Source organism: Mycobacterium sp. IDUB_24 (assembly GCF_055419385.1).
Genome location: NZ_JBVAXO010000007.1, coordinates 341,168 through 364,660, shown reverse-complemented (window position 1 = coordinate 364,660; position 23,493 = coordinate 341,168). Strand labels below are relative to the sequence as shown.

The following is a 23,493-nucleotide window of genomic DNA, read 5'->3' as shown; positions in this document are numbered from 1 at the left end:
AAGAATGGCCATTCGCGTTGCGGCGATCGGTACCGGAAACGTCGGCAAGCATGCGCTCAAGCAACTTGTCACCAATCCGGACTACGAACTCACCGGCGTGTGGGTGTCTTCGTCAGCCAAAGCCGGGAAGGATGCCGGAGAGCTTGCCGGCCTTGACGTTTCGACAGGGATCCTGGCCACCGACGATCTCGACGCGATCCTGGCCGACAAGCCGGACTGCGTGGCCTACACCGCTCTTGCCGACAACCGGCTGCCCGAGGCCCTGGAGGACTACCGGCGCATCCTGGCGGCCGGGGTCAACGTGGTGGCCAGCTCCGCGGTGTTTCTGCAGTACCCGTGGGAGGTGCTGCCGGCCGAGTTGATCGAGCCCATTGCCAGTGCCGCCGAGGCGGGCGGAGCCAGCATCTTTGTCAATGGCATCGACCCCGGTTTCGCCAACGATCTTCTGCCCCTTGCCCTTGCGGGCACCTGCCAGCAGATCGAACAGATCCGATGCATGGAGATCGTCGACTACGCCACCTATGACAGCGCGGCCGTGATGTTCGACGTGATGGGCTTCGGCAAGCCGATCGACGAAACCCCGATGCTGTTGCAACCCGGTGTGCTGAGTCTGGCCTGGGGTTCGGTGGTGCGGCAGCTGGCCGCCGGGCTCGGCATCGAACTCGATGAGGTGACCGAGGAACACACCCGGGTACCGGCGCCCGAGGACTTCGATATCGCCGCCGGGCACATCCCGGTGGGCACCACGGCCGCACTGCGTTTCGAGGTGCGCGGCATGCGCGATGGCAAGGCTGCCGTGGTGCTGGAGCACGTGACGCGGCTGCGCGATGATTTGTGCCCCGAGTGGCCGCAGCCCGCGCAGGAAGGCGGCTCGTACCGGGTCGTGGTGACCGGTGAACCGTCGTACACCCTGGACTTGTGTCTGAGCAGCCCGAACGGTGACCACAACCACGCGGGTCTGGTCGCCACGGCGGCGCGGGTGGTCAACGCGATCCCGGCCGTGGTCGACGCCGAACCGGGTATCCGCACCACTCTCGATCTGCCCCTGATCACGGGTAAGGGTCTGTACGCTCCCGGGTAAACCCTGCTTGGAAGGATCGCCGCGATGAAGTTTCGCCTGACTACGCTCACCGGTTGCCTCATGGTGGGCGGCGCTTCCGCGGCGATCGCCCTGGCGCCGCTGGCCTCGGCCGAACCCAGCGCCCCCAGCGAACCTCGCCTGCTGCCCCAGTGCGAGGTGACTGGCGGCAGCTCGGTCGAGGGTGGCCAGACCACCGAATGCGCGACCGAAGGCAACGTGCAGATCGACTCGACCCCGCCACAGCCCGGCTATGGGATGTTCCCGTGGGACGACGATTTTTTCGTTCTCTGACCAGCGCTGACAGCACCGTTGCGACGTAGACTTGCTCCATCGATCGGAGTAGGTCATGAGCAACATCGTTCGGTACGTGGCCGCGTTGCTGGTGGTGCCGTATTTGGCGATTCTCACCGCCCCGGCCGGCGCAGCAGCACCGAAATGCACCACCACCTCGCTCAATACCACGCAATGCCAGACCAATGGCAGCACTGCGATCGTGACCTCTCCGCCGGCCATGAATTACGGCCCCTGGTACGGCGGGGTATTCGGCTTCGGCGGCATCTCCGTCGGTCGGTGACACCCCTTTGACCACCCCCGACATTGGCTTCGCCGAGAGGTTTCGGCTACCCTAACTTTTCTATTCGCAGACCCGGATAGGGAGCTGGGCAGTTGTTGGAGGACACCAAGGCGCGCACGACGCCGAGCTGGATGCTGCTCGGCCCGGCATTCGTCGCCGCGATTGCCTACGTCGATCCGGGCAACGTCGCCGCCAACGTCAGTGCGGGAGCACAGTTCGGCTACCTCCTGGTCTGGGTGATCGTGGTGGCCAACGTGATGGCCGGGCTGGTGCAGTACCTCTCGGCCAAACTCGGCCTGGTCACGGGCCGCTCGCTACCCGAGGTGATTGCCGATCACACCCGCACGCCGACCCGCATCGCTTACTGGATACAGGCCGAACTGGTCGCCGTCGCAACCGATCTCGCCGAGGTGGTGGGTGGCGCCATCGCCCTGTACCTGCTCTTCGACCTGCCGCTGCTGCTGGGCGGAGTCATCACCGGGGTGGTTTCACTTCTTCTGTTGAGCCTGCAGAATCACCGCGGCCAGCGGGTATTCGAGCGGGTGATCACCGGACTGCTGATGATCATCGCGATCGGCTTTCTCACCAGCCTGTTCGTCGAGGCTCCCCCGGCGGCCGAGGTCGCGGCCGGGCTCATCCCCCGGTTCCAGGGCACCGAAAGCCTGCTGTTGGCCACCGCGATGCTCGGCGCGACGGTGATGCCGCATGCGGTCTACCTGCACTCCGGCCTGGCCCGCGACCGTCACGGCCACCCCGAACCGGGCGCCCCGCGGCGGCGCCTGCTGCGGGTCACCCGCTACGACGTCGGGCTGGCCATGCTGGTCGCCGGCGCGGTGAACCTGGCCATGCTGCTGGTCGCCGCCACCAACCTGCAGGGACGCGACAACACCGACTCCATCGAGGGCGCCCACGCCGCGGTCCGCGACACCCTGGGCCCGACGGTGGCGCTGCTGTTCGCCATCGGACTGCTGGCGTCGGGGCTGGCGTCCACGTCGGTCGGTGCGTATGCGGGCGCGATGATCATGCAGGGGCTGCTGCGCCGCTCCTACCCCCTGCTGTTGCGCCGGGTGGTCACCCTGATCCCGGCCCTGGCCATCCTGGCGATCGGCGTCGACCCCAGCCGGGCCCTGGTCCTCTCGCAGGTCGTGCTCTCTTTCGGCATTCCCCTGGCGCTGATCCCGCTGGTGCGGTTGACCAGCAACGCAACCCTGATGGGCGACGACGTCAACCACCGTCTCACCACGACGCTCGGCTGGGGTGTGGCCGGATTGATTAGTGTGCTCAACGTGGTGCTGATCTATCTGACCGTCACGGGCTGAATGCTTCACCCGTACTTCGCCTACGGCTCCAATCTGTGCGTGGCACAGATGGCCCGGCGCTGTCCGGGCGCGATCGATCCCCGGCCGGCCCGGCTGGACGACCACGGCTGGCTGATCAACCAGCGCGGCGTGGCCACCATCGAACCGGTGGGCGCATCGCAGGTGCACGGCGTGCTGTGGCAGGTCACCGACCACGACCTGGCCGCGCTCGACAGTGCGGAGGGCGTGCCGGTGCGCTACCGCCGGGACCGATTGACCGTGCACACCGCAGGCGGGCCCGAGCCGGCCTGGGTCTACATCGATCACCGCATCGAGCCCGGGCCACCGCGCCCCGGCTATCTGGAACGCATCCTGGACGGCGCGACGCATCACGACCTGCCGAACGTCTGGATCGAGTTTCTGCGTCGCTGGGCGAGTTAGTCGCTGGTCACAGCAGACGCCAATTCGCTTATCACATCTGCGATTTCACCCCGGCGTCGCCAGGCCCGACGCTGCCGGATCGCGCCGTTGCCCTCGGCTACGACGCGAGCGAGCTCGGCTCGCACCATCTCGTAGTCGTCCAGCGCCACCAAGGCCGGCCGCACAGTCTCGACGAAGCGACCGAGCAGGTCCACCACCGGGATCGTCGACTGCTCCCCCAGCAGATCGATACCGTCGCCCTGCAGACCGTCGTGTGCGGCCTTCCAATGAGCTGCCCGGATTTGGTAATCCGCGAAGCGCTCCATCGATTCGCCTTCGTCATACGCGCGCAGCGCCGTCATCACCCCGGCACGAATCAGCGTGGCGAGCAACACCGTCTCGGCCACCGTCGCCGGCACATCGCACACCCGGACCTCCACGGTCGGGAAGCTCGCCGACGGCCGGACATCCCAATAGATCATGCCGTCGTCGAGTGCAGCACCGGCCTGCTCCAGCATGGCCACGGCAGCGTCGTACTGGGCCACTGAGTCAAAATGTGGCGGAGGTCCCGAACTCGGCCATCGCGACCACAGCACGCTACGGAAGCTGGCATAGCCGCTGTCGGTGTTGCGGTAGATCGCCGAGTTGGCGGTCAGCGCCAACAGCGCATGCAGCCACGGCCGCAACCAGTTGCTGACGTGAATCGCGGCGTCCCGGTCCGGTACCGCGACATGGACATGGCAGCCACAGATGCCCTGCTCGTGGGCGATCATGCCGAATTTGTGTGCAATCCTGCGGTATCGCGCGGTCGGTGTCACCGGGAATTTGTGCGGCACGGTCGGTGGCAGGCCGACGGCCAGCAGCTGCGCCCCGTCGGCCGCGGCGGCCTGGGCGGCAATCCGGCGCAACCGGGTCAGTTCGCAGCGCAACGCGGTGCTGGTGTCCATCACATCCGTGGTCGTTTCGACCTGGCAGCTGGTCAGCTCCAGTTGCAGGTCTACCCCGTGCTCGGCGGCAGCGGCGGCGACCTGTTTGTTGCGGGCGATCGGTTCGCCGCGCTGTGGGTCGATGAGCAGGAATTCTTCCTCCACGCCCACCGTCGGGTGACTCGTCACGGCTCAGAATTGCCCGCCGCAGACGCCGCCAAACATGCACCCGCCGTGCCTAAGATCGGGTGATGCCCAACGATTTCCGCTTTGGCGTCAGCCTGCGTGTTGCCGAATCCCAGTCGCAGATCGCCGACGAGGCCCGGCGTGCCGAAGACCTCGGCTTCGACGTACTCAACGTTCCCGACCATCTCGGTGCCCCCGCGCCGTTCCCGACGCTGACCGCGATCGCCGCGGCGACCAGCACGCTGCGCGTCGGGACGTTCGTGCTCAATGCCGCCTTCTACAAACCGGCGCTGCTGGCGCGCGACGCCACCGCCCTGCGGGATCTCTCCGGAGGCCGATTCGATCTAGGGCTCGGTGCCGGCTACGTGCGCGAGGAGTTCGAGGCCGCCGAACTGCCGTTCCCGACCGCACGCGAGCGCATCGACTACCTGCGCCACACCACCGAATACCTCAAAGAACACGCACCCGACATTCCGATCCTCATCGCGGGCAACGGCGACCGGCTGCTGACAGTGGCCGCCCAGACCGCCGATATCATCGGACTCACCGGCGGCGATCACGTCGACGGAGATCCATTGGCCGACCGAATTTCCTTCCTGCGCAACGCCGCCGGTGACCGGTTCGACCAGCTTGAACTCAACATCGCGGTCACCGCGATGCCCGCCCCCGGCAGTGAGATGCCCATCCTCAATGTCCCCCGTCATTTCCTGCCGGGGCTCAGCGACGAAGAGCTTCTGCGCCATCCCGGCGTGCTGTCCGGCTCGGTCAGCGCCATGGCCGACCACATTCGCGGTCTGCGCGAGAAGTACGGCATCACCTACGTCATCGTCCAGATCGCCCATGCCGAGGCCTTCGGGAAGGTGATCGCCGAACTCCGCTAGAGCTCATCCCATCCGGGGCGGGTCCGGCTCCGAATACCGGGTGTGGAACACATTCATCCTGGCGGGCGTGCCGTTGCGGTGATAGGCAGCGGTGTCGCCGGCCTGACCGCGGCGTATGCCCTGTCGGCACGTGACCGTGTCACGCTGCTGGAAGCCGACACCCGCTTCGGCGGACATGCCCATACCCAGCACATCGTCGAAGAGGGACGCATCGTCGCGCTCGATACGGCGTTCCTCGTGCACAATGACCGCACATATCCGACCCTGTGCCGGTTGTTCGACGAACTCGGGATCCGCACGCAGGACACAGATATGTCGATGTCCGTACGCGATGACGGCACAGGTCTGGAGTACGCCGGCGCTCGCGGCCTGGGTGGATTGTTCCCCACCTGGTCCAACATGGGCCGGCCGCGATATCTGTTGATGCTGGGCGAGATCGGCCGGTTTCACCGCCTGGCGACGCAATTGCTGCGGCGCGCGGCACCCGGGCACGAGGAAACGCTCGACGAGTTTCTGCACCGGCACGGGTTCTCCCGGTATTTCATCGACCGATTCATGACCCCGCTGGTAGCCGCGGTGTGGTCATGTCCACCAGGTGAAGCACTGCGCTACCCGGCGCGCTACTTGTTCGTCTTCCTGCAACACCATGGCATGCTGTCGGTCTTCGGCTCGCCGGCGTGGCGCACCGTGGTCGGCGGGTCAGCCAACTACGTCGACGCCATCGTGGCTCGACTGCCCGAGGCGGTGACCGACGCGCGCGTGCGATCCGTGCGCCGGTGTGCCGATGGAGTTCTGGTCACCGTCGGCGGACAGCCGCCCCGGCGGTTCGATGCCGCTGTCATCGCCACTCATCCCAACCAGGCGCTGCTGATGCTGGACCACCCGAGCGAGGCGGAACGGCGCATCCTCGGGGCCATCCCCTACAGCCTCAATCAGGCTCAGTTGCACACGGACGAGTCGGTACTGCCACGTCTGCCGAGAGCGCGCGCTTCCTGGAACTATCTGATCGACCCCGTTGATCGCGCCGTCACCGTCACATACGACATCACCAGACTGATGAGGTTGAGTGGCAGCCGGCGCTACCTGGTGACCCTGGGTGGGGCCCATCAAGTGGACCCGTCGAAGGTGTTGGCCGAGATGGTCTATGCCCATCCGGCCTACACCACCGAATCGGTGGCCGCACAACAACTCCTGCCACATCTCAACGACGATAGGGTCGTCTTCGCGGGGGCCTACCACGGCTGGGGATTCCATGAGGACGGCGCCGCATCGGGATTGCGCGCCGCGGAGCGGCTAGGGGCCCGATGGGCCGACGGCACGGTTGCGGAACCGCTGGCATGCTGACCCCCACGCTGTACCGCACCAGGATCGCCCACATCCGCCGCGCCCCTGTGCATCATCGCTTCAGCTACCGCGGATACAGCTGGTACGTCGATCTCGATCGAATGCCGCGCTTACCTCGCTGGCTCGGATCGTTCGCCCGATTCGACGTCGACGACCATTTCGCAGGCGGTCCGAAAGACTCACTGCGCCAACGTGTCGACGCATTTCTGTTTTCGCACGACGTGGATCTCGGCGGCGGCAGGGTCACTGCTCTGCTGCAGGCTAGGGTGCTGGGATATGTGTTCAATCCACTGAGTCTGTACTGGTGCCACGACGCCACCGGTGACCTACGTTTCGTGGTCGCCGAGGTCCACAACACCTACGGCCAGCGGCATGCCTACCTGCTGCCCGCCGGGGAGCCCGCGCGCGTGCCAAAGCGCATGTACGTCTCACCGTTCAATGCCGTCGACGGGCACTACAGGGTGTGGGCACCAGAACCGGACGAATGCCTAGCCGTGACCATTTCCCTTCACCGTCAAGGACATCCGCCCTTCGTCGCTTCCATGCGCGGTGAACGCAGACCGGCGAACACGTGGGAGATCCTTCGCCTGCAACTGACCGCGCCGCTGGCTCCGCTGGCCGGAGCCCTCGCCATCCGGATGGAGGGGATCAAGTTGTGGCTGCGCCGGGTTCCGGTGGTACCGCGCCTTCCCAACGAATCGGCCGAAACTCCCACCGACCACCAAGGAAGTCTGCTGTGAGCATCGGGACCGAGACCCATTCCGTCATCGATTCGGCCCGGTGGCCCGACGTGGCACGTCCGCCCGGCGGACCGGTGGCCGTCATCACCGGGGCCGTAGCCGAGCGGTTACTGAGACGGGCCGCGGCGAGGTTGCCGATCCGGATGGCGTTGCCCGACGGAGCCGTGATCGGGGCGGCCGATCCGACCTTGCCCACCATGGTCATCGAACGGCCGGAGGCACTGGCCCGGCGGATCGGCTGCCACGGCTTGATCGGGTTCGGTGAGTCGTATATGGCAGGCGAATGGAATTCCACCGATCTCGTCGGGTTGCTCACCGAGTTCGGCAGATCGTTGGGCGATCTGGTTCCTGCTGCCCTGCAACGGTTCCGGACCGTGACGCTGCCACGATCCCCGCGTTCCGCGGACAATGACCCTGCCCAGTCCCGACGCAACATCGCGGCCCACTACGACCTGTCGAACGAGCTGTTCGCGGAGTTTCTCGATGAGACGATGACGTACTCGAGTGCGCTGTTCGCGCAGCTGCCGGGAACGGCGGCCGGGCTGGCCGACGCCCAACGCCGGAAGATCGACCGACTGCTCGACGCGACCGCTGTGGGGCCGGGCAGCCGAGTACTCGAGATCGGTACCGGCTGGGGTGAACTCTGCATCCGTGCCGCGGAGCGCGGCGCCCAGGTCCGATCGATCACCCTGTCGGCCGAGCAACAACGGCTCGCGCGGCAACGGGTCGCGGCGGCCGGCTTGTCGCACCAGGTCGGTATCGACCTGCTCGACTACCGCGATGTCGACGGCTGCTACGACGCGGTCGTGTCGGTCGAAATGGTGGAAGCCGTGGGATACCGTCTGTGGTCCAACTATTTCCAAGCGCTGGACCGGCTCGTCACGCCGGGAGGCCGAGTGTCCATTCAGGCGATCACCATGCCGCACGATCGCATGCTGGCCTCGCGCGACACCCACACTTGGATCCAGAAGTACATCTTTCCGGGCGGGCTGCTGCCGTCGACAGAGGCGATCATCGGTCTCACTGAGCGGCATACCCGGCTGCGTACCGTCGACATGATGTCGCTGCGGCCGCACTACGCGGAGACCCTGCGATTGTGGCGGGAGCGTTTCGTTTCGCGACGCGACGCAGTGGCAGCGCTCGGTTTCGACGATGTCTTCGCCCGCATGTGGGAGTTGTACCTGGCGTACTCGGAGGCCGGATTCGCCTCGGGCTATCTGGACGTCTACCAGTGGACTTTCGCACCGACAGGAGGACACCGGTGAACCTGCTCATCGTGACCGCGGTGTCGCTCGCCGCAATCGCCGCGGTGCACGGGGCGACGTTCTTGATCGGCCGAAACCTCGGACGGTACAACGTCGTCGACGTGGCGTGGGGCGTCGGGTTCATCGTGGTGGCCGCGGTCAGCGCTCTTCTCGGTACCGGCGATCCCTTCCGGCGCATCCTGCTGTTGGTGTTGATCACCCTGTGGGCAGGCCGACTGTCCTGGCACATGGTCCTCAAGTCCGCGGGCAAGGGTGAGGATCCGCGCTATCAGGAATTGCTGGATGGCGACTACTCGGCTGGTCACGTACTGCGGAAGGTGTTCGTGATCCAGGGTGCGGCGACCTGGTTCGTTTCCCTGCCGGTGCAGCTGTCATCGACTTTGGGACCGACGCCGGCCGGCCTGCGACCGGTTCTGATCGTGGGCATATTGGTCTGGGCGGTCGGGATGGCGTTCGAGGCGGTCGGGGACCATCAGCTGCGCCGATTCAAATCCGACCCGGCCAATCGGGGAGCCATCATGGACCGCGGGTTGTGGACATGGACCCGCCACCCCAACTATTTCGGCGACAGCTGCGTGTGGTGGGGGCTGTGGCTGTCGAGCATCTGCGGCTGGCTGTCGCTCGCGACGGTGCTGTCCCCGGTCTTGATGACGTACTTCCTGGTGTACGCAACCGGTGCCCGACTGGCAGAGAAGCACATGGCAGGCCGGCCGGGGTTCGCGGAATATTGTTCGCGCACTTCGTTTTTCATACCGATGCCACCGAGATCTGGATAAAGATGACGGCGCGGTCCCCGGTAGCTAGGCTGCTGTGGGTGACCGCCGAACTCGACGCGTTGCTGCGGCGGGTCGCCCGACGCGACATCGACGCCTTCGCCGAGCTGTACGACCAGACCCGGTCGCGGGTGTTCGGCCTGGTCGCCAAGGTTTTGCGGGACCCTGGCTACAGCGAGGAAACCACCCAGGACATCTACCTCCAGGTGTGGCGCAACGCGGACGGCTACGACCCGACGGCCGGCTCCGCGATGGCCTGGCTGATGACGCTCGCACACCGACGGGCAGTGGACCGGGTGCGCGCCGAACAAGCTGCCAGCCAACGTGAGTCCCGCTACGGCGCGTCCAGCCTGGAGCCGCCCGCCGATCATGTCGCCGACTCAGTGATCACCCAAGACGAGCAGCGGCGGGTCGCCGAATGCCTGTCCGCGCTGACTGATGCCCAGCGCGAGTGCATCCACCTCGCCTACTACGACGGCCTGACCTACAGCCAGGTCTCTCAACGGCTGGCGGCAAACCTCGCCACCATCAAATCGCGGATCCGCGACGCCCTCCGCGGCTTGCGCAACTGCCTGGGGGCCGCATGACCCAGCCCGCTGACCACGACCTGATGGAGTGGGCTGCCGCGTATGCGCTGCACGCGGTGTCCGAGGGCGAGCGTGCTGACATCGAACAGCGCCTGGCAGCGGCCCCGCCCGAGGTCGCGGCCCAGTTCACGAGCGAGGTTCGGGACGTGCGGGAAACCATGGCTCGGGTCTCGGCGAGCACGGCGGTCGAGCCACCGGCGCATCTGCGGGAGCAGTTGCTGGCAGCAGTGAACTCAGAAACGGTACGTGAGCTGCGACCCACGTCGCGCTGGCGGAACGCGGCCCTGGCGGCCGCGGCGGCCGTCGTCATTGCCCTCGCCGGTGTCGGTGTCGGCATCGCGCTGCGGCCCGGCCCGCAGACGACGACCGCCGAGCAGATCTTCGCCGCACCCGACGTACGCACAGTATCCGGGGATATCCCCACCGGCGGTACCGCGACCGTGGTGTTCTCGCGTGCGCGCAACGCCGGAGTGCTGGTGATGAACGGCGTCACGCCGCCACAAACCGGCACGGTCTATCAGATGTGGCTGCTGCGTGGGGGCGGTGCACAGTCGGCGGGCACCATGGACTCCGCCGCCGTCGCGCCGTCCACCACGGCGGTGCTGCCGGACCTCGGCGACGCATCGGCGTTGGCCTTCACCGTCGAGCCGGGCGGTGGTTCGACGACGCCAACCACGCCGATCTTTGCCGAGCTGCCATTGCGGTGACACGTATGAAGGGGCCGTGCATCAGGACCGCCGCCTGCTCACCGGCGACAGCCCACTGGCCTCCGATGCGCTGGGCAAACTGTCCGTCAACGCCCTACTCGACGCGCTCGGTATGGAGAGTCGAACCTGAGTTCTCGCGCTGCGGCGGCGCCGGATCGGGAATCCGCCGCTTCAGACGCGCGCTCCGCAGTATCTGCATCGCCATGTTGGTCGAGGTGAGCATCGGGAAAACGCCGAGAAACGTTCGCTCTGACGGGGTGTGCCCGTGCAACTGCTCGAGGCTGCCGAAGACATAGAAGCATCCGATGGAGAACAGCGTGGCGGGAACCGCGAGCGCCAGAACGCTGCCGCGGTCGGCGAGGACCTGTCGCGCGAGAGCCAGTTCGTCGTCGGTGAGTGCTTCGCGTTTACGGACCTTGCGCAACGTGGCCGGCAGGGTGCCGATGGCGAGCTTCGACGTGACGTGCGCGTGACCCCTCATCCGCCTGGTGAACACGAATGCCACGACGGCGAACACCCAGATCAGTGCGAAGAAGACGATCGACAGGATGCCGTACAGAGTCGATGTCGTCATGTCACACCTCCGCCTGCTGCTGCAGCGGCTGCCGCTGGCGGAGCGGTCGCTGCCGGATGAATGTCGGCCACCAGAACCACGGGCCGAGGAAGCGCAACAGACACGGCACCACGAACGAGCGGACGATCAGGGTGTCGAGCAGCAGACCGATACACACCGTCGACCCCACCTGGCCGATCGTGCGCAGGTCGCTGATCAGCATGGCCAGCATGGTGAACGCGAACACCAGGCCCGCCGAGGTCACCACGCCACCGGTGCTCCCGAGCGCGCGGATCAGCCCGGTGTTCAACCCCGCACCGGACTCCTCCTTGACCCGGGAGATCAGCAGCAGGTTGTAGTCGGAGCCGACCGCGACCAGGATGATGAAGGTCAGCGGCAGCACCAGCCAGTGCAGGTGTAGGCCGATCAGGTGCTGCCACACCAGGATTGACAGTCCGAACGCGCCGGCGTACGAGAACGCCACCGTGCCGGGAATGACCATCGCCGCCACTAGACTCCGGGTCAGATACAGCATGATCAGGAAGATCAGCACGAACGCGGCGATGGCCACGATGAGCAGATCCGACGCAGCATAGGCCTTGATGTCCTTGTTGTTGGACCCCGCGCCGCCGATGTAGATCTTGGACCCGGCCAGCGAGGTTTCCTTGAGTGCCGCCTTGATCGCGTCCGGGAACTGTTCGACGTGATCGATTCCCTCCGGCCCCATCGCATTGCCCTCGTGCGTGACGATGAACCGGGCGGCCTTCCCATCGGGCGACATCATCAACTGCATGCCGGTCTTGACGTCCTCGTTGTCGAACGCCTCTCGCGGAATGTAGAAGAAGTCGTCGCTGCGGGACTGGTCAAAGTCGTTGCCCACGTTGATCAGGTCGTAGTACGTCTGATCGGTCTGCGTGGTCTGCAGATGGGCCGGACCGTAGTTGTTGGTGATGACACCGAGCAGCGACTGACTGTCGGACATCATCCGTTCCAGCTGCGAGATCATCTGCGGCAGCAGCCGGTCGACGGCTTCGAACGAGGTGACCGCATCGGCAATCTCCGCATCGAGGCTGTCGATACCGTCGAGCGAATCGAACAGCGATCGCATCGCCCAGCACGCCGGAATGTCGAAACAGTGTGGCTCCCAGTAGAAGTAGCTCTTCAAAGGTCGCAGGAAGTCGTCGAGATTGGAGATTCCGGCGTTCATGTCGTCGGTGACCTGTTTGAGGTTTTCCAACGTCAGCACGGTGGAATGGAATTCGTCGGACAACTGCTGGGTCAGCCCGATCACCTGCTGCAGCACCTGGACCGAGCGTGCCTGGATCTCGGCCTGCCTGTCGGTGTTCTCGTTCTGCTGCTCATTGAATGGCAACTGCTGGCCGCTTCCGCTGCCCTGGGTCGTGAACAGGTAGGGAATCGTGGCGTGCTCCAACGGCCGTCCCAAAGGTCGGGTGATGCTCTGGACCATGGCGACGCCGGGAAGCCGGATGAGGCTTTTCGCGACGCGGTCGAGAGAGATGAAGTCGGCCGAGTTGCGCATGTCGTGGTCGCTCTCGACCATCAACATCTCGCTGAACAACTTGCTCTGCGAGAAGTGCCGATCCGAGGCCTCGAAACCGAGATTGGCTGAGCCATCGGCAGGTTGGTAGGCGCGGTCGTCGTAGCTGACCTTGAAGGTGGGGACGAACACCGCGCCGATCATCACGACCGCGGTACTTGCGACGAAGACGGGTTTCGGCCAGCGCACCACGCTGGTCGCGATCCGCCGGTACAGATGTCCCTTGGTCATGCGCTTCGGGTCGAACAGACCGAAGAGACTGCCCAGTGTCAGCAGCGCGGGCGCGAGCGTGAGCGCGGCAGCGATGGTGAACAGCATGCTGATGGCCACCGCCGGCCCCATCGTGTGGAAGTAATCGAGCCGGGCCAGACTCAGGCAGTAACACGCGCCGGCGATCGTCAGGCCCGAGCCGATGATGATCGGGGCGACGCTGCGGTAGGCGGTGTAGAACGCGTCTTCGCGGCTCTCGCCGTCCTGTCTGGCCTCCTGATAACGGCCCATCAGGAAGATGCCGTAGTCGGTTCCGGCCCCCAGGGTCAGGGCGACGACGATGTTCACCGCGAACGACGACAGTGGGATGACGCCGAAGTGCCCGAGCGTCGCGATGACGCCCTTGGCGACAAGCATTTCGATCAGCACGCTGACGAGCGGCACCAGCACGTTGGCGACCGACCGGTAGACCACCAGCAGCATGATCACGATGAGGATGATCGTCAGGATCGTGATGTTGTTGAGGCTGGAGTTGGCGATGGTGAGGGTGTCCGCTGCCAGCGGCGCGGCGCCGCTGACATAGACCTTGACGCCCGGTGGTGGGGTGTCGTCGGCGATGATGTCCCGGACGGCGTTCACGGACTCGTTCGCCTGGAGCTGTCCGATGTTTCCGGCCAGCCGCAGCAGCACGAAAGTCGCCTTGCCGTCGACACTTTGGGCTCCGGCCGCGGTGATCGGTTTGCCCCACAGGTCCATCACGTACTGCACGTGCTCGGGGTCCTGCTTGAGCCGGTTCATCAGGTCGTCGTAATACCGGTGATCGCCGTCGTCGAGCGGGCGATCGGCTTCGAACACCAGCATGGTGAGGCTGGTGGAGGTGGACTCCTGGAACTTCTCCCCGATGCGCAGCATCGCGACCTGCGACGGCGCATAGCTCGGGATCATGGACCCCGCGAGTTGCTCGGCGACCCGTTCGACCTGCGGGATGAACGTGTTGGTGGTGACGGCGAGAAGCGCCCAGAACACGATGATGGGCACCGCCAGGATGCGCACCGACCGTGCGACGACGGGGCGGTTGGCCCGATGTGTGCTCATGCGGACTTCACCCGGCAGGTGACGTCGGCCTCGGTATGGGTGGACGATTGTTCGTCGCGCACAACGCCGTTGACCAGCATTCGGCATCCGACTTCGCCACCGTTGACCTGCACTGAGATGCTGCCGGAGACCACGGTGAGGGTCGTCGTCTCGGTATGTGTCCAGGGCAGCTCGGTGACATCGACCTTGTGTGGGTGCCCGTCGATGTCGACGTAGCTCAGCATCCCACCGTCGCCGACGGAGCCGAACACCTCGTAGGTGAGTTGCTTGGGGGTGAACTGCTCCGGTGCCTGCGCGGCCAGGACGGTGGGCACAGGGCCGGGTTCGGACATCTGGTGCACCTTCCAGACTCCCAAGGCTCCGATGCCGACCACGATGGCGGTGACGACGGGGAGCCAGCCGTTCTGCAGGATCGTTCGGCTTCGTGGTCTGCGGCCACCTCGACGATCCGCTCGATCGCCACGTTCGCGCGCAGGTTGCTCCCCGATCATGATCGATATATATATCGCATATATGAATTAAATCTCAAGCGTTGAGCTGGCACTGCGCGCAGGTTTACAGCAATCTGACAGCTGACAGCGATCATTCGCGGAGTGCAGGCATCAACCCTCGAAATATTCCTTCCTATCAGTGATATAAATGAGCTGTGAGCAGTCAGCCGGCCACCGGCAGCGTGGAAGCCGTCTCGGAGTTGCTGGTGTCGAGCGCTGATCTGATGTGGCGGCATCTGGCTGATCGCAAAGGATTGAGCGCGAGCGCGACACTGGTGCTGGTTCGCCTCAACCGCGAGGGGCCGATGCGCGTCACCGCACTCGCCGAGGCGGAGGGCGCGAGCCAGTCGGGCATGACACAGCTTGTACAGCGCCTGGAAAATCAGGGGCTGGTCGAGCGTTGTAGCGACCCCGACGACGGCCGCGCTTGCCTGGTCAAAGTCGGCGAGGGCGGCCGGCGCCTGTGGGATGAGCGGGCCGTGGTGCGCAAGCAGCGCATCGCCGACCTGCTGGCGAGCTTGCCGGAGGACGACCAGACGGCGCTGTGGCTCGCCGCCAAGGTCGCAGCACGGCTCATCGACCAGATGCGCGAGATCGCCGACACCGGCGCACCCGCCGATCCTTAGCGTGGCCCGGGAAACGCTCACGCGTCGACGATCACACGGCCGCGGGGCGCTACGAACCCCTGGAAACCCGTAGTCCCGGTCCGCCCCGGTGTTACGTTGACGCCATTGCCCCGAGGAGGCGGACCCCATGTCCATGGAAGGCTCAGCAACCGTACGCATGTCCGCACCGGCGGATCGCATCTGGGATCTCATCGCCGATGTGCGCAACACCGGGAAGTTCTCGCCGGAGGTCATGGAAGCCGAGTGGCTCGGCGGTGCCACCGGTCCTGCCCTCGGCGCGCGGTTCCGGGGACACGTCAAACGGAACGAGATCGGTCCCATCTACTGGACGACGTGCAAGGTGACGGCCTGCGATCCCGGGCGTGAGTTCGGTTTCGCGGTCCTGGTGGGCGACCGAGCAGTGAACAACTGGCACTACCGCCTGGAGCCGGCCGGAACCGAGACCGACGTCACCGAATCCTTCCGGATGACGCCGGGAGCTTTCACCACTGTGTTCTCACTGCTCGGCGGGCAACTCCGTCAGCGCCGCAACATCCGCGACATGCGCAAGACCCTCGAGCGGATCAAGGCCGTCGTGGAGACCGGCGAGCAATAGCCGCAAACCCAGCCTTCCTGTGAATTCCTGTGCGACAGCTATGGGTTGATGAGAATCTCGCGCGATGCTGGCATCCGTCATGGGAATAAATAAAATTTAGTTGCACTTAGCAGTTGTGGTAGGCATTACCTACCGGCAGAACCACGTCAGTGCACCGGGACATCTGTATCCGCGCGGTCGGGAGCGGCGCGAGCACGGCCATCGGCCGTAGTTGAGGAGGGCGGCATGACGATTCTCGGGCCCCGACCGGTCCGCGAGAATGTTGTAGAGCTTCCCGAGCCTCCGCCGAGGCGGCGAAGGCTCGTACCCGGCTCACGCCGAGCCAAAGCAACTGTCGCCGCCGCAATGGTCGGAGTTCTCGTCGTTGGCCTACTCGGCGCGGCCTATGAGACCTCACCCGGAGGTGCTCTGTGGGGCGTTGCACGGACGGTTTTTCCCGGCCACGCTCAAGACGTCGCCTTGACCGCTGTCGTAGATGATCTGAAGAAGGCGCAGGACATTCTCGGCAGTGGACAGCAACCCACCGCCGATGAGCTGACCGACGCCCGCACCGCGCTCAATCAAGCCAAGCAGGACCTGGACTTCGTGTCGCCGTCAACTGAGCGCACCAGCCTGCAAAACCTCTATCTCCAACTGACACAACAACTGCTGCAGTACACACCCGATACGGTGCTCCAACTCGCGCCGTTGCCCGCACCGCCTCCGGCGGCGCCGCCGGCCCCCGACCTGCAGCAGGACGATGTGGCACTGACCAGCGCGGCCGCGCCGACCTGGGGATACGGCGCACCCGACGACTACGTCCCAGCGCCGCCCGGCGTTCCAGACGCCCCGATGGCCGACTGGCCTCAGCCGATTGACCCGCCGGTGACACCCAACCTGGGAAACCTGGGTTACTACGACCCGTCCTGGGGACAGCTCTACGGCTATGACTCCGGCAGCTGGTACAACTACGACCTCAGTGGCTACAACCAGTACGGTTACGACTTCGTCGGCTTCGACCGGTGGGGATATGACCGGTGGGGATATGACCGGTGGGGCTACGACCGCTGGGGCTACAACTGGGCGGGCTATAACTGGGCCGGCTACGACCGCCACGGCTGGGACCGCAATGGCTGCAACGAATGGGGCCAGCACCGCGACCGCCCCTGGGAGGGCCGCAACCAGGGCTGGTACGACCGTCATCATCCATACCAGCAGTACTACCGGTGGAAGTTCCGAAACTACGACCCGGTGTACCGCCGTACACACTGGGATCGGGCCCACGGCTTCGACCCGCACCTGTACCAGAACTGGAACAGGAACCGAGACTGGCACAATCCGCGCAACCGCGATTGGGCACCGCCGGCCGTCAGGGTGGGCACGAACATCAACATCCACGTTTCGTCGCCCGTGGTGAACCTGAATGCCTCACTGACACAGTTCATCTCGAATGACAAGGTGACACGTACCGCCCGTCCCCTGATGAAGGAGCTCGGGGACAAGTCCGCACGCGACTTCGCCAGGGACCTCACGCCGGACACCAAGACGCTTCGCGGGTGGCAGCCGCCGTCGACATTCGGGCAACGACCCGATGCCCATGAGGAACGCCACCAACCATCGGTTGCGCCAGCGTCGTTGACCGCACCACCGGCATTGGCGGCACCCGCACCGGCTGCGCCGCCGTCGAAAGTGTCGCCCGGGTTCAACGCACCCAAGCTGTCGCCGGTACCTGCCTACACGCCGCCGACGATCGACAAACCGCGGGGAAAGCCGGACACTGCACCGGCGCCCGAAGCAGGCCTGAATCCTTCCCCGGGGCTGCCGGAGACGCCACCGCGGGCTGACCGGCCGAACCCGGCCGCGGCGTCGCCAGACCAGCCGGAACCGGAGAGCCCACCCAGCCCGGCGCTGGATCGACCCCGCGAGGCCCCCGCGCCGCGCCAGACCGCTCCTGATCCGCAGGCGCCGGCTTCGGAGCCGCAGGGCCCCCAAGAAGCACCGAGACAACAGGAGCCTCCGCAGCAGCGGAATACACCGGAAGAGCCTCCGGCGCAGAGTGATCCGGCGCCCAAGGTCCAGGTACCCGAGCCCGAGGCACCGGCCCCCACCCAGGCCCCTGAGCGCGAGGCGCCGGTGTGGCAGGAACCAGCGCCCGAGCGCGAGGCCCCCGCTCCCAAGGAGGCCCCGGCTCCCACGTATCAGGCTCCTGAGCGCCAGGCACCGGTCTGGCAGGAACCCGCCCGGCAGGCACCTCCGCAAGAGGCACCTGCTCGGCAACGACCTCCTCGGGAGGCGCCCGCTCGACAGGAACCGCCGGTCCGCGAGGCCCCGGCACAGCGGCAAGCTCCTCAGCAACGTTCGGAACAGCCGCGATCGGAGCCGGCGTCACCGAAGGGCCCGAAGTGCCCGCCTCCGATGTGCGGTCACGGGTAACCCCGGCGGAGTCGTCTGGCAGATCGGATTTTTCGGGTCAGCCTCCGATCAACGTGTGTCCTCGGCGCCCGGCGGGCCGGCAGGCCCGAAGGGCGCGAGGAGGAATTCGTCGACGAACCTGGCGAATGTCTCGTCGACGAAGGTCGGGTCGGGCGCGGTGAAGTATTCGATGATCAAGCCTTGGAAGGTTGCCAGCGCGATGCGCGAGCGGGTCTCGGCGACGCGGGCAGGCATCCCAAGCGCGAGAAGACGAGCCTTGGAGTTGCGCGTCAACAGCGACAGGGTGTCCCAGGTGTATTCGCGATAGGGACTGTCGACGCCGCACGCCGCGCCGAAGATCTGCAGCACGATGCGCAGGCTGTCACGACGCTCGCCACGCGTGCATTCATACCAGTCTTCAAAACACCATTCACGATGTGCCGCAATCGACTCCGGCAGGTCCAGATGCTCCGTCTCCGGTATGGCCGCGCGCTGCTGGCGATTCAACACTTCCAGCATGAGTTGCTCTTTGGTGCCGAAGTAGTACACCAACATCCGAGCGCTGGTCCCCATCTGGGATGCGAGCTCACGCAACGAGGTGTCGACGACTCCGGTGCGCGCCAAAATCGCGCCCGCGGTGGCCAATACTTCTTCGCGCTTGTCGCGGTCGAACGGTCGCGGCACGCTTGACTGTAACACTCGCTTCAGATACTGATGATGCGGTGCGCGCGAACACGAGGGCGAGGGACGCTCGGTGAGCCTGGTCGAGGACGTCGCCTCTGCGTCCGGAGACGGGCTCTCGGAGGCGCCGGCAGCACACAGCCGCCGACCGTTGCCGGTGACGCGATGGGTTGCAATCATCGCGGGGTTGGTGGGGTTCGTGGCCAGCGCACTGATCCCGGTGTTGCCGGTGGTGCAGACCACCGCGTCGCTGCAGTGGCCGCAGGATGGGCGGCTGGTCAGTGTGACCGCACCGCTGGTCGCACTGACCCCGGTGTCCTTGGATGCGTCGGTGCCGTGCACCGTGTTTCGCGATATGCCTGCCTCGGGCGGGGTGGTGTTGAGCACGGTGCCGACGGCCGGCAAGCAGGCAATGCTCAACGGACTGTTCGTCACGGCCACGGCGCAACGGGTCGACGTGATCGCCCGCAACGTGGTGGTCCTCAGCGTGCCGCGCAGCCGACTGAGCGACCCGCAGTGTCAGCGGCTGCAGCTGTCCTCCTCGATCGCAGGCACGTTCGCCGCGGTCGAAGGACTGATCGATACGGACACCGGCGGGCCGTTGCGCGGCGGCTTTGGTGATGCGAACCTGCGGCCCCAGATCGTCGGCGTGTTCACCGACCTGAGCGGTCCCGCCCCGGCCGGATTGTCGTTCTCCGCGACCATCGACACCCGTTACACCAGCTCCCCGTCACCGCTGAAGACCGCCGCGATGATCGCCGGCATCCTCGGCACGATCGTCGCGCTGTTGGCGTTGTGGCGACTTGACCGCCTCGACGGGCGGCGCGCGCGGCGCCTTGTTCCGACCCGTTGGCGCACCTTCACCGCGGTGGATGCCACCGTCATCGTGTTGTCGGTGGTCTGGTTTGTCGTCGGTGCCGGATCATCCGATGACGGTTACCAATTCGGCATGGCCAACGCCTCCAGCCATGCCGGCTACATGGCCAACTACTTCCGTTGGTACGGCAGCCCCGAGGATCCCTTCGGCTGGTACTACGAGCTGATCGCGGCGATGACCCACGTCAGTCACGCCAGCCTGTGGTTGCGCCTGCCGGACTTGATCTGCGCGCTGGTGTGTTGGCTACTGCTCTCCCGGGAAGTTCTGCCCCGGCTCGGACGAGCGGTGGTGAGAAACCGTGCCGCGGTGTGGGCAGCGGCGCTGGTGTTCATCGCGGCGTGGATGCCGTTCAACAACGGATTGCGGCCTGAAGGTCAGATCGCCACCGGTGCCCTCATCACCTATGTCCTTGTCGAGCGGGCCATTGCGACACGGCGGGCCACACCCGTCGGGCTGGCGATCGTCGTGGCCGCGTTCACACTCGGCATCCAGCCCACCGGGATCATCGCCGTGGCGGTTCTGCTGGCCGGTGGCCGTCCGATCGTGCGAATCATCGTCGCCCGCGCGAAATCGGTGGGGATCTGGCCGGTGTTGCTGCCCCTGGCCGCAGCCGGCTTTGTGGTCCTCACGGTGATCTTCGCCGACCAAACCTTGGCAGCGGTGCGCGAAGCCACCACAGTGCGCACTGCGATCGGGCCCGCGCAGCCCTGGTACACCGAAAATCTGCGCTATTTCTACCTCTTCTTGCAGACCACCGACGCCGCGTTGTCCCGCCGCTTCGGCATCTTGATCACCATGGCCTGCCTGTTCGCCTCGATGCTGCTGTTGTTGCGCCGCAAGCGAATACCCGGGCTCGCAGTCGGACCGGTGTGGCGACTGATGGGGGTTATCTTCGCCACCATCTTCCTGCTGACGTTCGCCCCGACCAAGTGGATCCACCATTTCGGGCTGTTCGCCGCCGCCGGCGCGGCGATGGCAGCAGTGGCCACCGTGCTCTTCGGTCCGACGGTGCTGCGCTCACGACGCAACCAGACGGCGTTTCTCGCCATCGTGCTGTTGGTTCTCGCCCTGTGCTTCGCCTCTACCAACGGGTTTTGGTACGTCTCCAGCTACGGGGTGCCGTTCAACGACAGCAGCCCGCACTGGGGTCCGGTCACCGCGAGCGCCGTGTTCCTCTGGCTGTGTCTGGCGGCCGCTGCCTACGCCGGCTGGCTGCACCTGGTCCCACCGCGGCGACCTCCCGCGCGGCTGACCCGGATGCTGACCTCGGCACCGGTGCCCGTGGCAGCCGGGCTGATGGTGGTGGTGTGCACCGGATCGATGCTGACGGGAGCGGTCAAGCAGTACCCCAGCTACTCCAACGGCTGGGCCAACCTGCGCGAGCTGGCCGGTGGATGCGGGCTGGCCGACGATGTTCTCGTCGAGCCCGACGTCAATACCGGATTCCTCGCGCCGGTGCCCGGACGCTACGGCACCCTGGGGCCATTGGGCGGTGCCGAGCCGATCGGCTTCGACCCGAATGGCGCACCTGAACACACACTGGCAGAGGCTATTTGGCAGAGCCAGGCGAAATCCGGAACCGACTACGACTGGGATGCGCCAACCGCCCTGGATCAGCCCGGGGTCAACGGTTCCAGCGTCGTGTTGCCCTACGGACTTGATCCCGCCCGCGTCCCGGTGGCGGGCAGCTTCACCACCGGCCCTCAGCAAGTCAGCACGCTCACTTCCGGGTGGTACCGGCTTCCGGCCGCGGACGCGGCCCACCCGCTCGTGGTGATCACCGCAGCCGGGACCATCACCGGCGACAGCGTCCTCTCCGGCCACACCGCCGCTCAAACCGTCGCCCTGGAATACGGCACACCCGGACCCGACGGCGCACCCGTACCCGGCGGGCGACTCCTCCCGTACGACATCGGCCCGCAACCAGCCTGGCGCAATCTGCGTTTCCCGCGCGCCGCCATCCCCGCCGACGCCTCCTACGTCCGAATTGTCGCCGACGACCGCTCACTGGATCCGGGAGATTGGGTCGCCGTCACCCCGCCGCGCGTACCTGAGCTCCGATCGATGCAGGAATACCTCGGCTCCACACAGCCGGTGCTACTGGATTGGGCGGTGGGACTGGTATTTCCGTGCCAGCAGCCCATGTTGCACGCCAACGGCGTCACCCAGCTACCCCACTACCGAATCTCACCGGATTACCCCGCAAAGATCGAAATGCCAGACACCTGGCAATCCGGCGAAAACGGCGGCCCGTTGGGTGTCACCGATCTGATACTGCGGGCTCAGGTGATGCCCACGTACCTGTCCCGGGACTGGGGCCGCGACTGGGGCTCCCTGCGCCGTTTCACACCCGTCGTCGATGCTCCCGAAGCCCATTTGCAGCTCGGGACGGCCGTTCGAAGTGGGCTCTGGAGCCCCGGCCCGATCCGCATCGGACCGTGAGTATTCACCCAGTCCTCAGGCTCCGACAGCCGTCAACCACTCGCCGTAGAAGAGCGCGACTCCGAGGCCGCTGGCGATTGCCGCAATCAGCCAGAACCGTATCGTCAGTGCGCTTTCCGGCCAGTCCATCAGCTCGAAGTGGTGGTGAAGCGGGGTCAATCGAAAGACCCGTCGTCCGGTGGTGCGGAACGCCACGACTTGGATGACGACGGAGGTCACCTCGGCCACGAACAGGGCACCGAGGATGACGGCCAGGAGCTCGGTGCGGCTGACGACCGATAGGCCGGCAATGATGCCGCCCAACGCGAGCGAACCCGTGTCACCCATGATGATCTTGGCGGGTGCGGCATTCCACCATAGGAATCCGATACAGGCGCCGGCGGTGGCAGCGGCGACGAGGGCCAGATCGAGGGGGTCGCGGACGTGGTAGCAACCGTCCTCCTGGGTGAGGGCACATGCGTTTCGGAACTGCCAGAAGGTGATGAGCACGTAGGCGGCACTCACCATCGCCATGGTCCCCGCGGCTAGCCCATCGAGACCGTCAGTGAGGTTGACGGCATTCGACCACGCAGAGACCACGACGATGCAGAACAGGACGAACACCACAGCCGGCATGGCAAACGCAGCGATTTCACGGACGTAGGACAATTCGGTGCCTGCCGGTGTGAGGCCGTCAGCGTTACGGAACTGCAGCGCGAGTACGGCGAAAAGGACTGCCGCGACCAATTGCCCAGCGGACTTGGCTCGCTTGTTCAGGCCGAGATTGCGTACGCGCCGCAACTTGATGTAGTCGTCTGTGAAGCCGACCGCGCCCAGTGCCGTGGCCAGTCCGAGAACCAGCAGGCCAGATGCTGACGGGCCGCCTCCCCCGAGTGCGAGCCCAATGAGGTTGGTGCTCAGGTAGCTTGCCCAGATCGCGGTGAGGATGGCCAGACCGCCCATTGTCGGGGTGCCACGTTTGCGTTGGTGGGTCTGTGGGGCGTCGTCGCGGATTTCCTGACCGAACCCCAACCGGGTGAACATCCGGATCAGCACGGGGGTCAGCAGAAGCGCGACCAACATGGCTATGCCCGCGGCGAACAGTATCTGGCTCATCGGCGACGCCGGCCGCTACCGCGTGATCCGGTCGACAACTGCACCCGATTGAAACCCCATCCCCCCATCGGGCCAGTATGGCCGATCCGCTGTTACG

Annotated in this window: 21 protein-coding genes and 1 pseudogene; 16 read left to right on the top strand and 6 right to left on the bottom strand. The window is 65.8% G+C overall.

From position 1 onward, the window contains the following. The first annotated feature begins 4 nt into the window (after positions 1–4). From ACZYZF_RS24430 to ACZYZF_RS24410, 5 genes and pseudogenes are all read left to right on the top strand, one after another. Entirely contained in the window at positions 5–1,081 is a 1,077-nt protein-coding gene (locus ACZYZF_RS24430; protein ID WP_463746021.1) for an NAD(P)H-dependent amine dehydrogenase family protein, read from the top strand. Between the two features lie 24 nt (positions 1,082–1,105). Continuing rightward, the gene (locus ACZYZF_RS24425; protein WP_463746020.1) at positions 1,106–1,372 is read left to right on the top strand and encodes a hypothetical protein; all 267 of its coding nucleotides are present in this window, start codon (positions 1,106–1,108) and stop codon (positions 1,370–1,372) included. Positions 1,373–1,427: 55 nt separating this feature from the next. Continuing rightward, positions 1,428–1,655 (top strand): hypothetical protein, encoded by a 228-nt coding sequence (locus tag ACZYZF_RS24420; RefSeq protein WP_463746019.1) that lies wholly within the window; start codon positions 1,428–1,430, stop codon positions 1,653–1,655. Positions 1,656–1,747: 92 nt separating this feature from the next. After that, positions 1,748–2,974, top strand: a complete 1,227-nt coding sequence (locus ACZYZF_RS24415; protein ID WP_463746018.1) for an Nramp family divalent metal transporter — start codon at positions 1,748–1,750, stop codon at positions 2,972–2,974. Next, a pseudogene (locus ACZYZF_RS24410) lies at positions 2,975–3,385 on the top strand (gamma-glutamylcyclotransferase family protein); the annotation flags it as partial. Positions 3,386–3,390: 5 nt separating this feature from the next. On the opposite strand, the gene ACZYZF_RS24405 reads toward ACZYZF_RS24410, so the two are convergent. Beyond that, positions 3,391–4,488, bottom strand: a complete 1,098-nt coding sequence (locus ACZYZF_RS24405) for a glutamate--cysteine ligase (protein WP_463746017.1) — start codon at positions 4,486–4,488, stop codon at positions 3,391–3,393. Between the two features lie 62 nt (positions 4,489–4,550). Between ACZYZF_RS24405 and ACZYZF_RS24400 the strand changes: the two genes are divergently transcribed. Genes ACZYZF_RS24400 through ACZYZF_RS24370 form a run of 7 tightly spaced genes read left to right on the top strand, consistent with a single transcriptional unit; the run spans position 4,551 to position 10,782 of the window. Then, positions 4,551–5,366, top strand: coding sequence for an LLM class F420-dependent oxidoreductase (locus ACZYZF_RS24400; protein ID WP_463746016.1), 816 nt, complete (start codon positions 4,551–4,553; stop codon positions 5,364–5,366). Positions 5,367–5,408: 42 nt separating this feature from the next. Next, entirely contained in the window at positions 5,409–6,710 is a 1,302-nt protein-coding gene (locus tag ACZYZF_RS24395; protein ID WP_463746015.1) for an NAD(P)/FAD-dependent oxidoreductase, read from the top strand. Further along, a complete protein-coding gene (locus ACZYZF_RS24390; RefSeq protein ID WP_463746014.1) occupies positions 6,704–7,450 on the top strand; it encodes a DUF1365 domain-containing protein in 747 nt (248 codons plus the stop codon). The genes ACZYZF_RS24395 and ACZYZF_RS24390 overlap by 7 nt, the downstream gene beginning before the upstream one ends. Then, positions 7,447–8,715, top strand: a complete 1,269-nt coding sequence (locus tag ACZYZF_RS24385) for a class I SAM-dependent methyltransferase (RefSeq protein ID WP_463746013.1) — start codon at positions 7,447–7,449, stop codon at positions 8,713–8,715. The genes ACZYZF_RS24390 and ACZYZF_RS24385 overlap by 4 nt, the downstream gene beginning before the upstream one ends. A gap of 8 nt (positions 8,716–8,723) precedes the next feature. Beyond that, positions 8,724–9,491 carry a DUF1295 domain-containing protein gene (locus ACZYZF_RS24380; RefSeq protein WP_463746555.1) on the top strand — a complete coding sequence of 256 codons (768 nt, stop codon included), beginning with the start codon at positions 8,724–8,726 and terminating at the stop codon, positions 9,489–9,491. 2 nt (positions 9,492–9,493) lie between these two features. Further along, positions 9,494–10,075 carry a sigma-70 family RNA polymerase sigma factor gene (locus tag ACZYZF_RS24375; RefSeq protein ID WP_463746012.1) on the top strand — a complete coding sequence of 194 codons (582 nt, stop codon included), beginning with the start codon at positions 9,494–9,496 and terminating at the stop codon, positions 10,073–10,075. Beyond that, complete coding sequence (locus ACZYZF_RS24370; protein ID WP_463746011.1) at positions 10,072–10,782, top strand: anti-sigma factor; 711 nt, start codon at positions 10,072–10,074, stop codon at positions 10,780–10,782. The genes ACZYZF_RS24375 and ACZYZF_RS24370 overlap by 4 nt, the downstream gene beginning before the upstream one ends. A 94-nt stretch (positions 10,783–10,876) precedes the next feature. Here the strand turns inward: ACZYZF_RS24370 and ACZYZF_RS24365 are convergent, their stop codons facing one another. The 3 genes from ACZYZF_RS24365 to ACZYZF_RS24355 are packed head-to-tail and all read right to left on the bottom strand — an operon-like array spanning position 10,877 to position 14,689. Continuing rightward, positions 10,877–11,356: a hypothetical protein gene (locus ACZYZF_RS24365; RefSeq protein WP_463746010.1), complete on the bottom strand. Its 480-nt coding sequence runs from the start codon at positions 11,354–11,356 to the stop codon at positions 10,877–10,879. Between the two features lies 1 nt (position 11,357). Next, positions 11,358–14,216, bottom strand: coding sequence for an MMPL/RND family transporter (locus ACZYZF_RS24360; RefSeq protein ID WP_463746554.1), 2,859 nt, complete (start codon positions 14,214–14,216; stop codon positions 11,358–11,360). Next, a complete protein-coding gene (locus ACZYZF_RS24355) occupies positions 14,195–14,689 on the bottom strand; it encodes an MmpS family transport accessory protein (RefSeq protein ID WP_463746009.1) in 495 nt (164 codons plus the stop codon). Before ACZYZF_RS24355 ends, ACZYZF_RS24360 begins: the two co-directional genes overlap by 22 nt. A gap of 155 nt (positions 14,690–14,844) precedes the next feature. On the opposite strand from ACZYZF_RS24355, the gene ACZYZF_RS24350 reads away from it, so the two are divergent. From ACZYZF_RS24350 to ACZYZF_RS24340, 3 genes are all read left to right on the top strand, one after another. Beyond that, positions 14,845–15,315: a MarR family winged helix-turn-helix transcriptional regulator gene (locus ACZYZF_RS24350; protein WP_463746008.1), complete on the top strand. Its 471-nt coding sequence runs from the start codon at positions 14,845–14,847 to the stop codon at positions 15,313–15,315. 133 nt (positions 15,316–15,448) lie between these two features. Next, positions 15,449–15,910, top strand: coding sequence for an SRPBCC family protein (locus tag ACZYZF_RS24345; RefSeq protein WP_463746553.1), 462 nt, complete (start codon positions 15,449–15,451; stop codon positions 15,908–15,910). 225 nt (positions 15,911–16,135) lie between these two features. Continuing rightward, positions 16,136–18,322: a hypothetical protein gene (locus ACZYZF_RS24340; protein WP_463746007.1), complete on the top strand. Its 2,187-nt coding sequence runs from the start codon at positions 16,136–16,138 to the stop codon at positions 18,320–18,322. Positions 18,323–18,370: 48 nt separating this feature from the next. On the opposite strand, the gene ACZYZF_RS24335 is transcribed toward ACZYZF_RS24340, so the two are convergent. Further along, complete coding sequence (locus tag ACZYZF_RS24335; RefSeq protein ID WP_463837053.1) at positions 18,371–18,946, bottom strand: TetR/AcrR family transcriptional regulator; 576 nt, start codon at positions 18,944–18,946, stop codon at positions 18,371–18,373. Between the two features lie 109 nt (positions 18,947–19,055). Between ACZYZF_RS24335 and ACZYZF_RS24330 the strand changes: the two genes are divergently transcribed. Then, positions 19,056–22,301, top strand: a complete 3,246-nt coding sequence (locus tag ACZYZF_RS24330) for an arabinosyltransferase domain-containing protein (RefSeq protein ID WP_463837051.1) — start codon at positions 19,056–19,058, stop codon at positions 22,299–22,301. A gap of 15 nt (positions 22,302–22,316) precedes the next feature. On the opposite strand, the gene mraY is transcribed toward ACZYZF_RS24330, so the two are convergent. Then, positions 22,317–23,396, bottom strand: a complete 1,080-nt coding sequence (gene mraY / locus ACZYZF_RS24325; protein ID WP_463746004.1) for a phospho-N-acetylmuramoyl-pentapeptide-transferase — start codon at positions 23,394–23,396, stop codon at positions 22,317–22,319. Between the last annotated feature and the right edge of the window lie 97 nt (positions 23,397–23,493).

Coding starts and splice junctions, on each gene's coding strand:
- ACZYZF_RS24340 (WP_463746007.1), top strand. CDS start 16,136: ATGACGATTCTCGGGCCCCGACCGGTCCGCGAGAATGTTGTAGAGCTT.
- ACZYZF_RS24375 (WP_463746012.1), top strand. CDS start 9,494: ATGACGGCGCGGTCCCCGGTAGCTAGGCTGCTGTGGGTGACCGCCGAA.
- ACZYZF_RS24345 (WP_463746553.1), top strand. CDS start 15,449: ATGGAAGGCTCAGCAACCGTACGCATGTCCGCACCGGCGGATCGCATC.
- ACZYZF_RS24355 (WP_463746009.1), bottom strand. CDS start 14,689: ATGATCGGGGAGCAACCTGCGCGCGAACGTGGCGATCGAGCGGATCGT.
- ACZYZF_RS24365 (WP_463746010.1), bottom strand. CDS start 11,356: ATGACGACATCGACTCTGTACGGCATCCTGTCGATCGTCTTCTTCGCA.
- ACZYZF_RS24370 (WP_463746011.1), top strand. CDS start 10,072: ATGACCCAGCCCGCTGACCACGACCTGATGGAGTGGGCTGCCGCGTAT.
- ACZYZF_RS24420 (WP_463746019.1), top strand. CDS start 1,428: ATGAGCAACATCGTTCGGTACGTGGCCGCGTTGCTGGTGGTGCCGTAT.
- ACZYZF_RS24430 (WP_463746021.1), top strand. CDS start 5: ATGGCCATTCGCGTTGCGGCGATCGGTACCGGAAACGTCGGCAAGCAT.
- ACZYZF_RS24425 (WP_463746020.1), top strand. CDS start 1,106: ATGAAGTTTCGCCTGACTACGCTCACCGGTTGCCTCATGGTGGGCGGC.
- ACZYZF_RS24390 (WP_463746014.1), top strand. CDS start 6,704: ATGCTGACCCCCACGCTGTACCGCACCAGGATCGCCCACATCCGCCGC.
- ACZYZF_RS24400 (WP_463746016.1), top strand. CDS start 4,551: ATGCCCAACGATTTCCGCTTTGGCGTCAGCCTGCGTGTTGCCGAATCC.
- mraY (WP_463746004.1), bottom strand. CDS start 23,396: ATGAGCCAGATACTGTTCGCCGCGGGCATAGCCATGTTGGTCGCGCTT.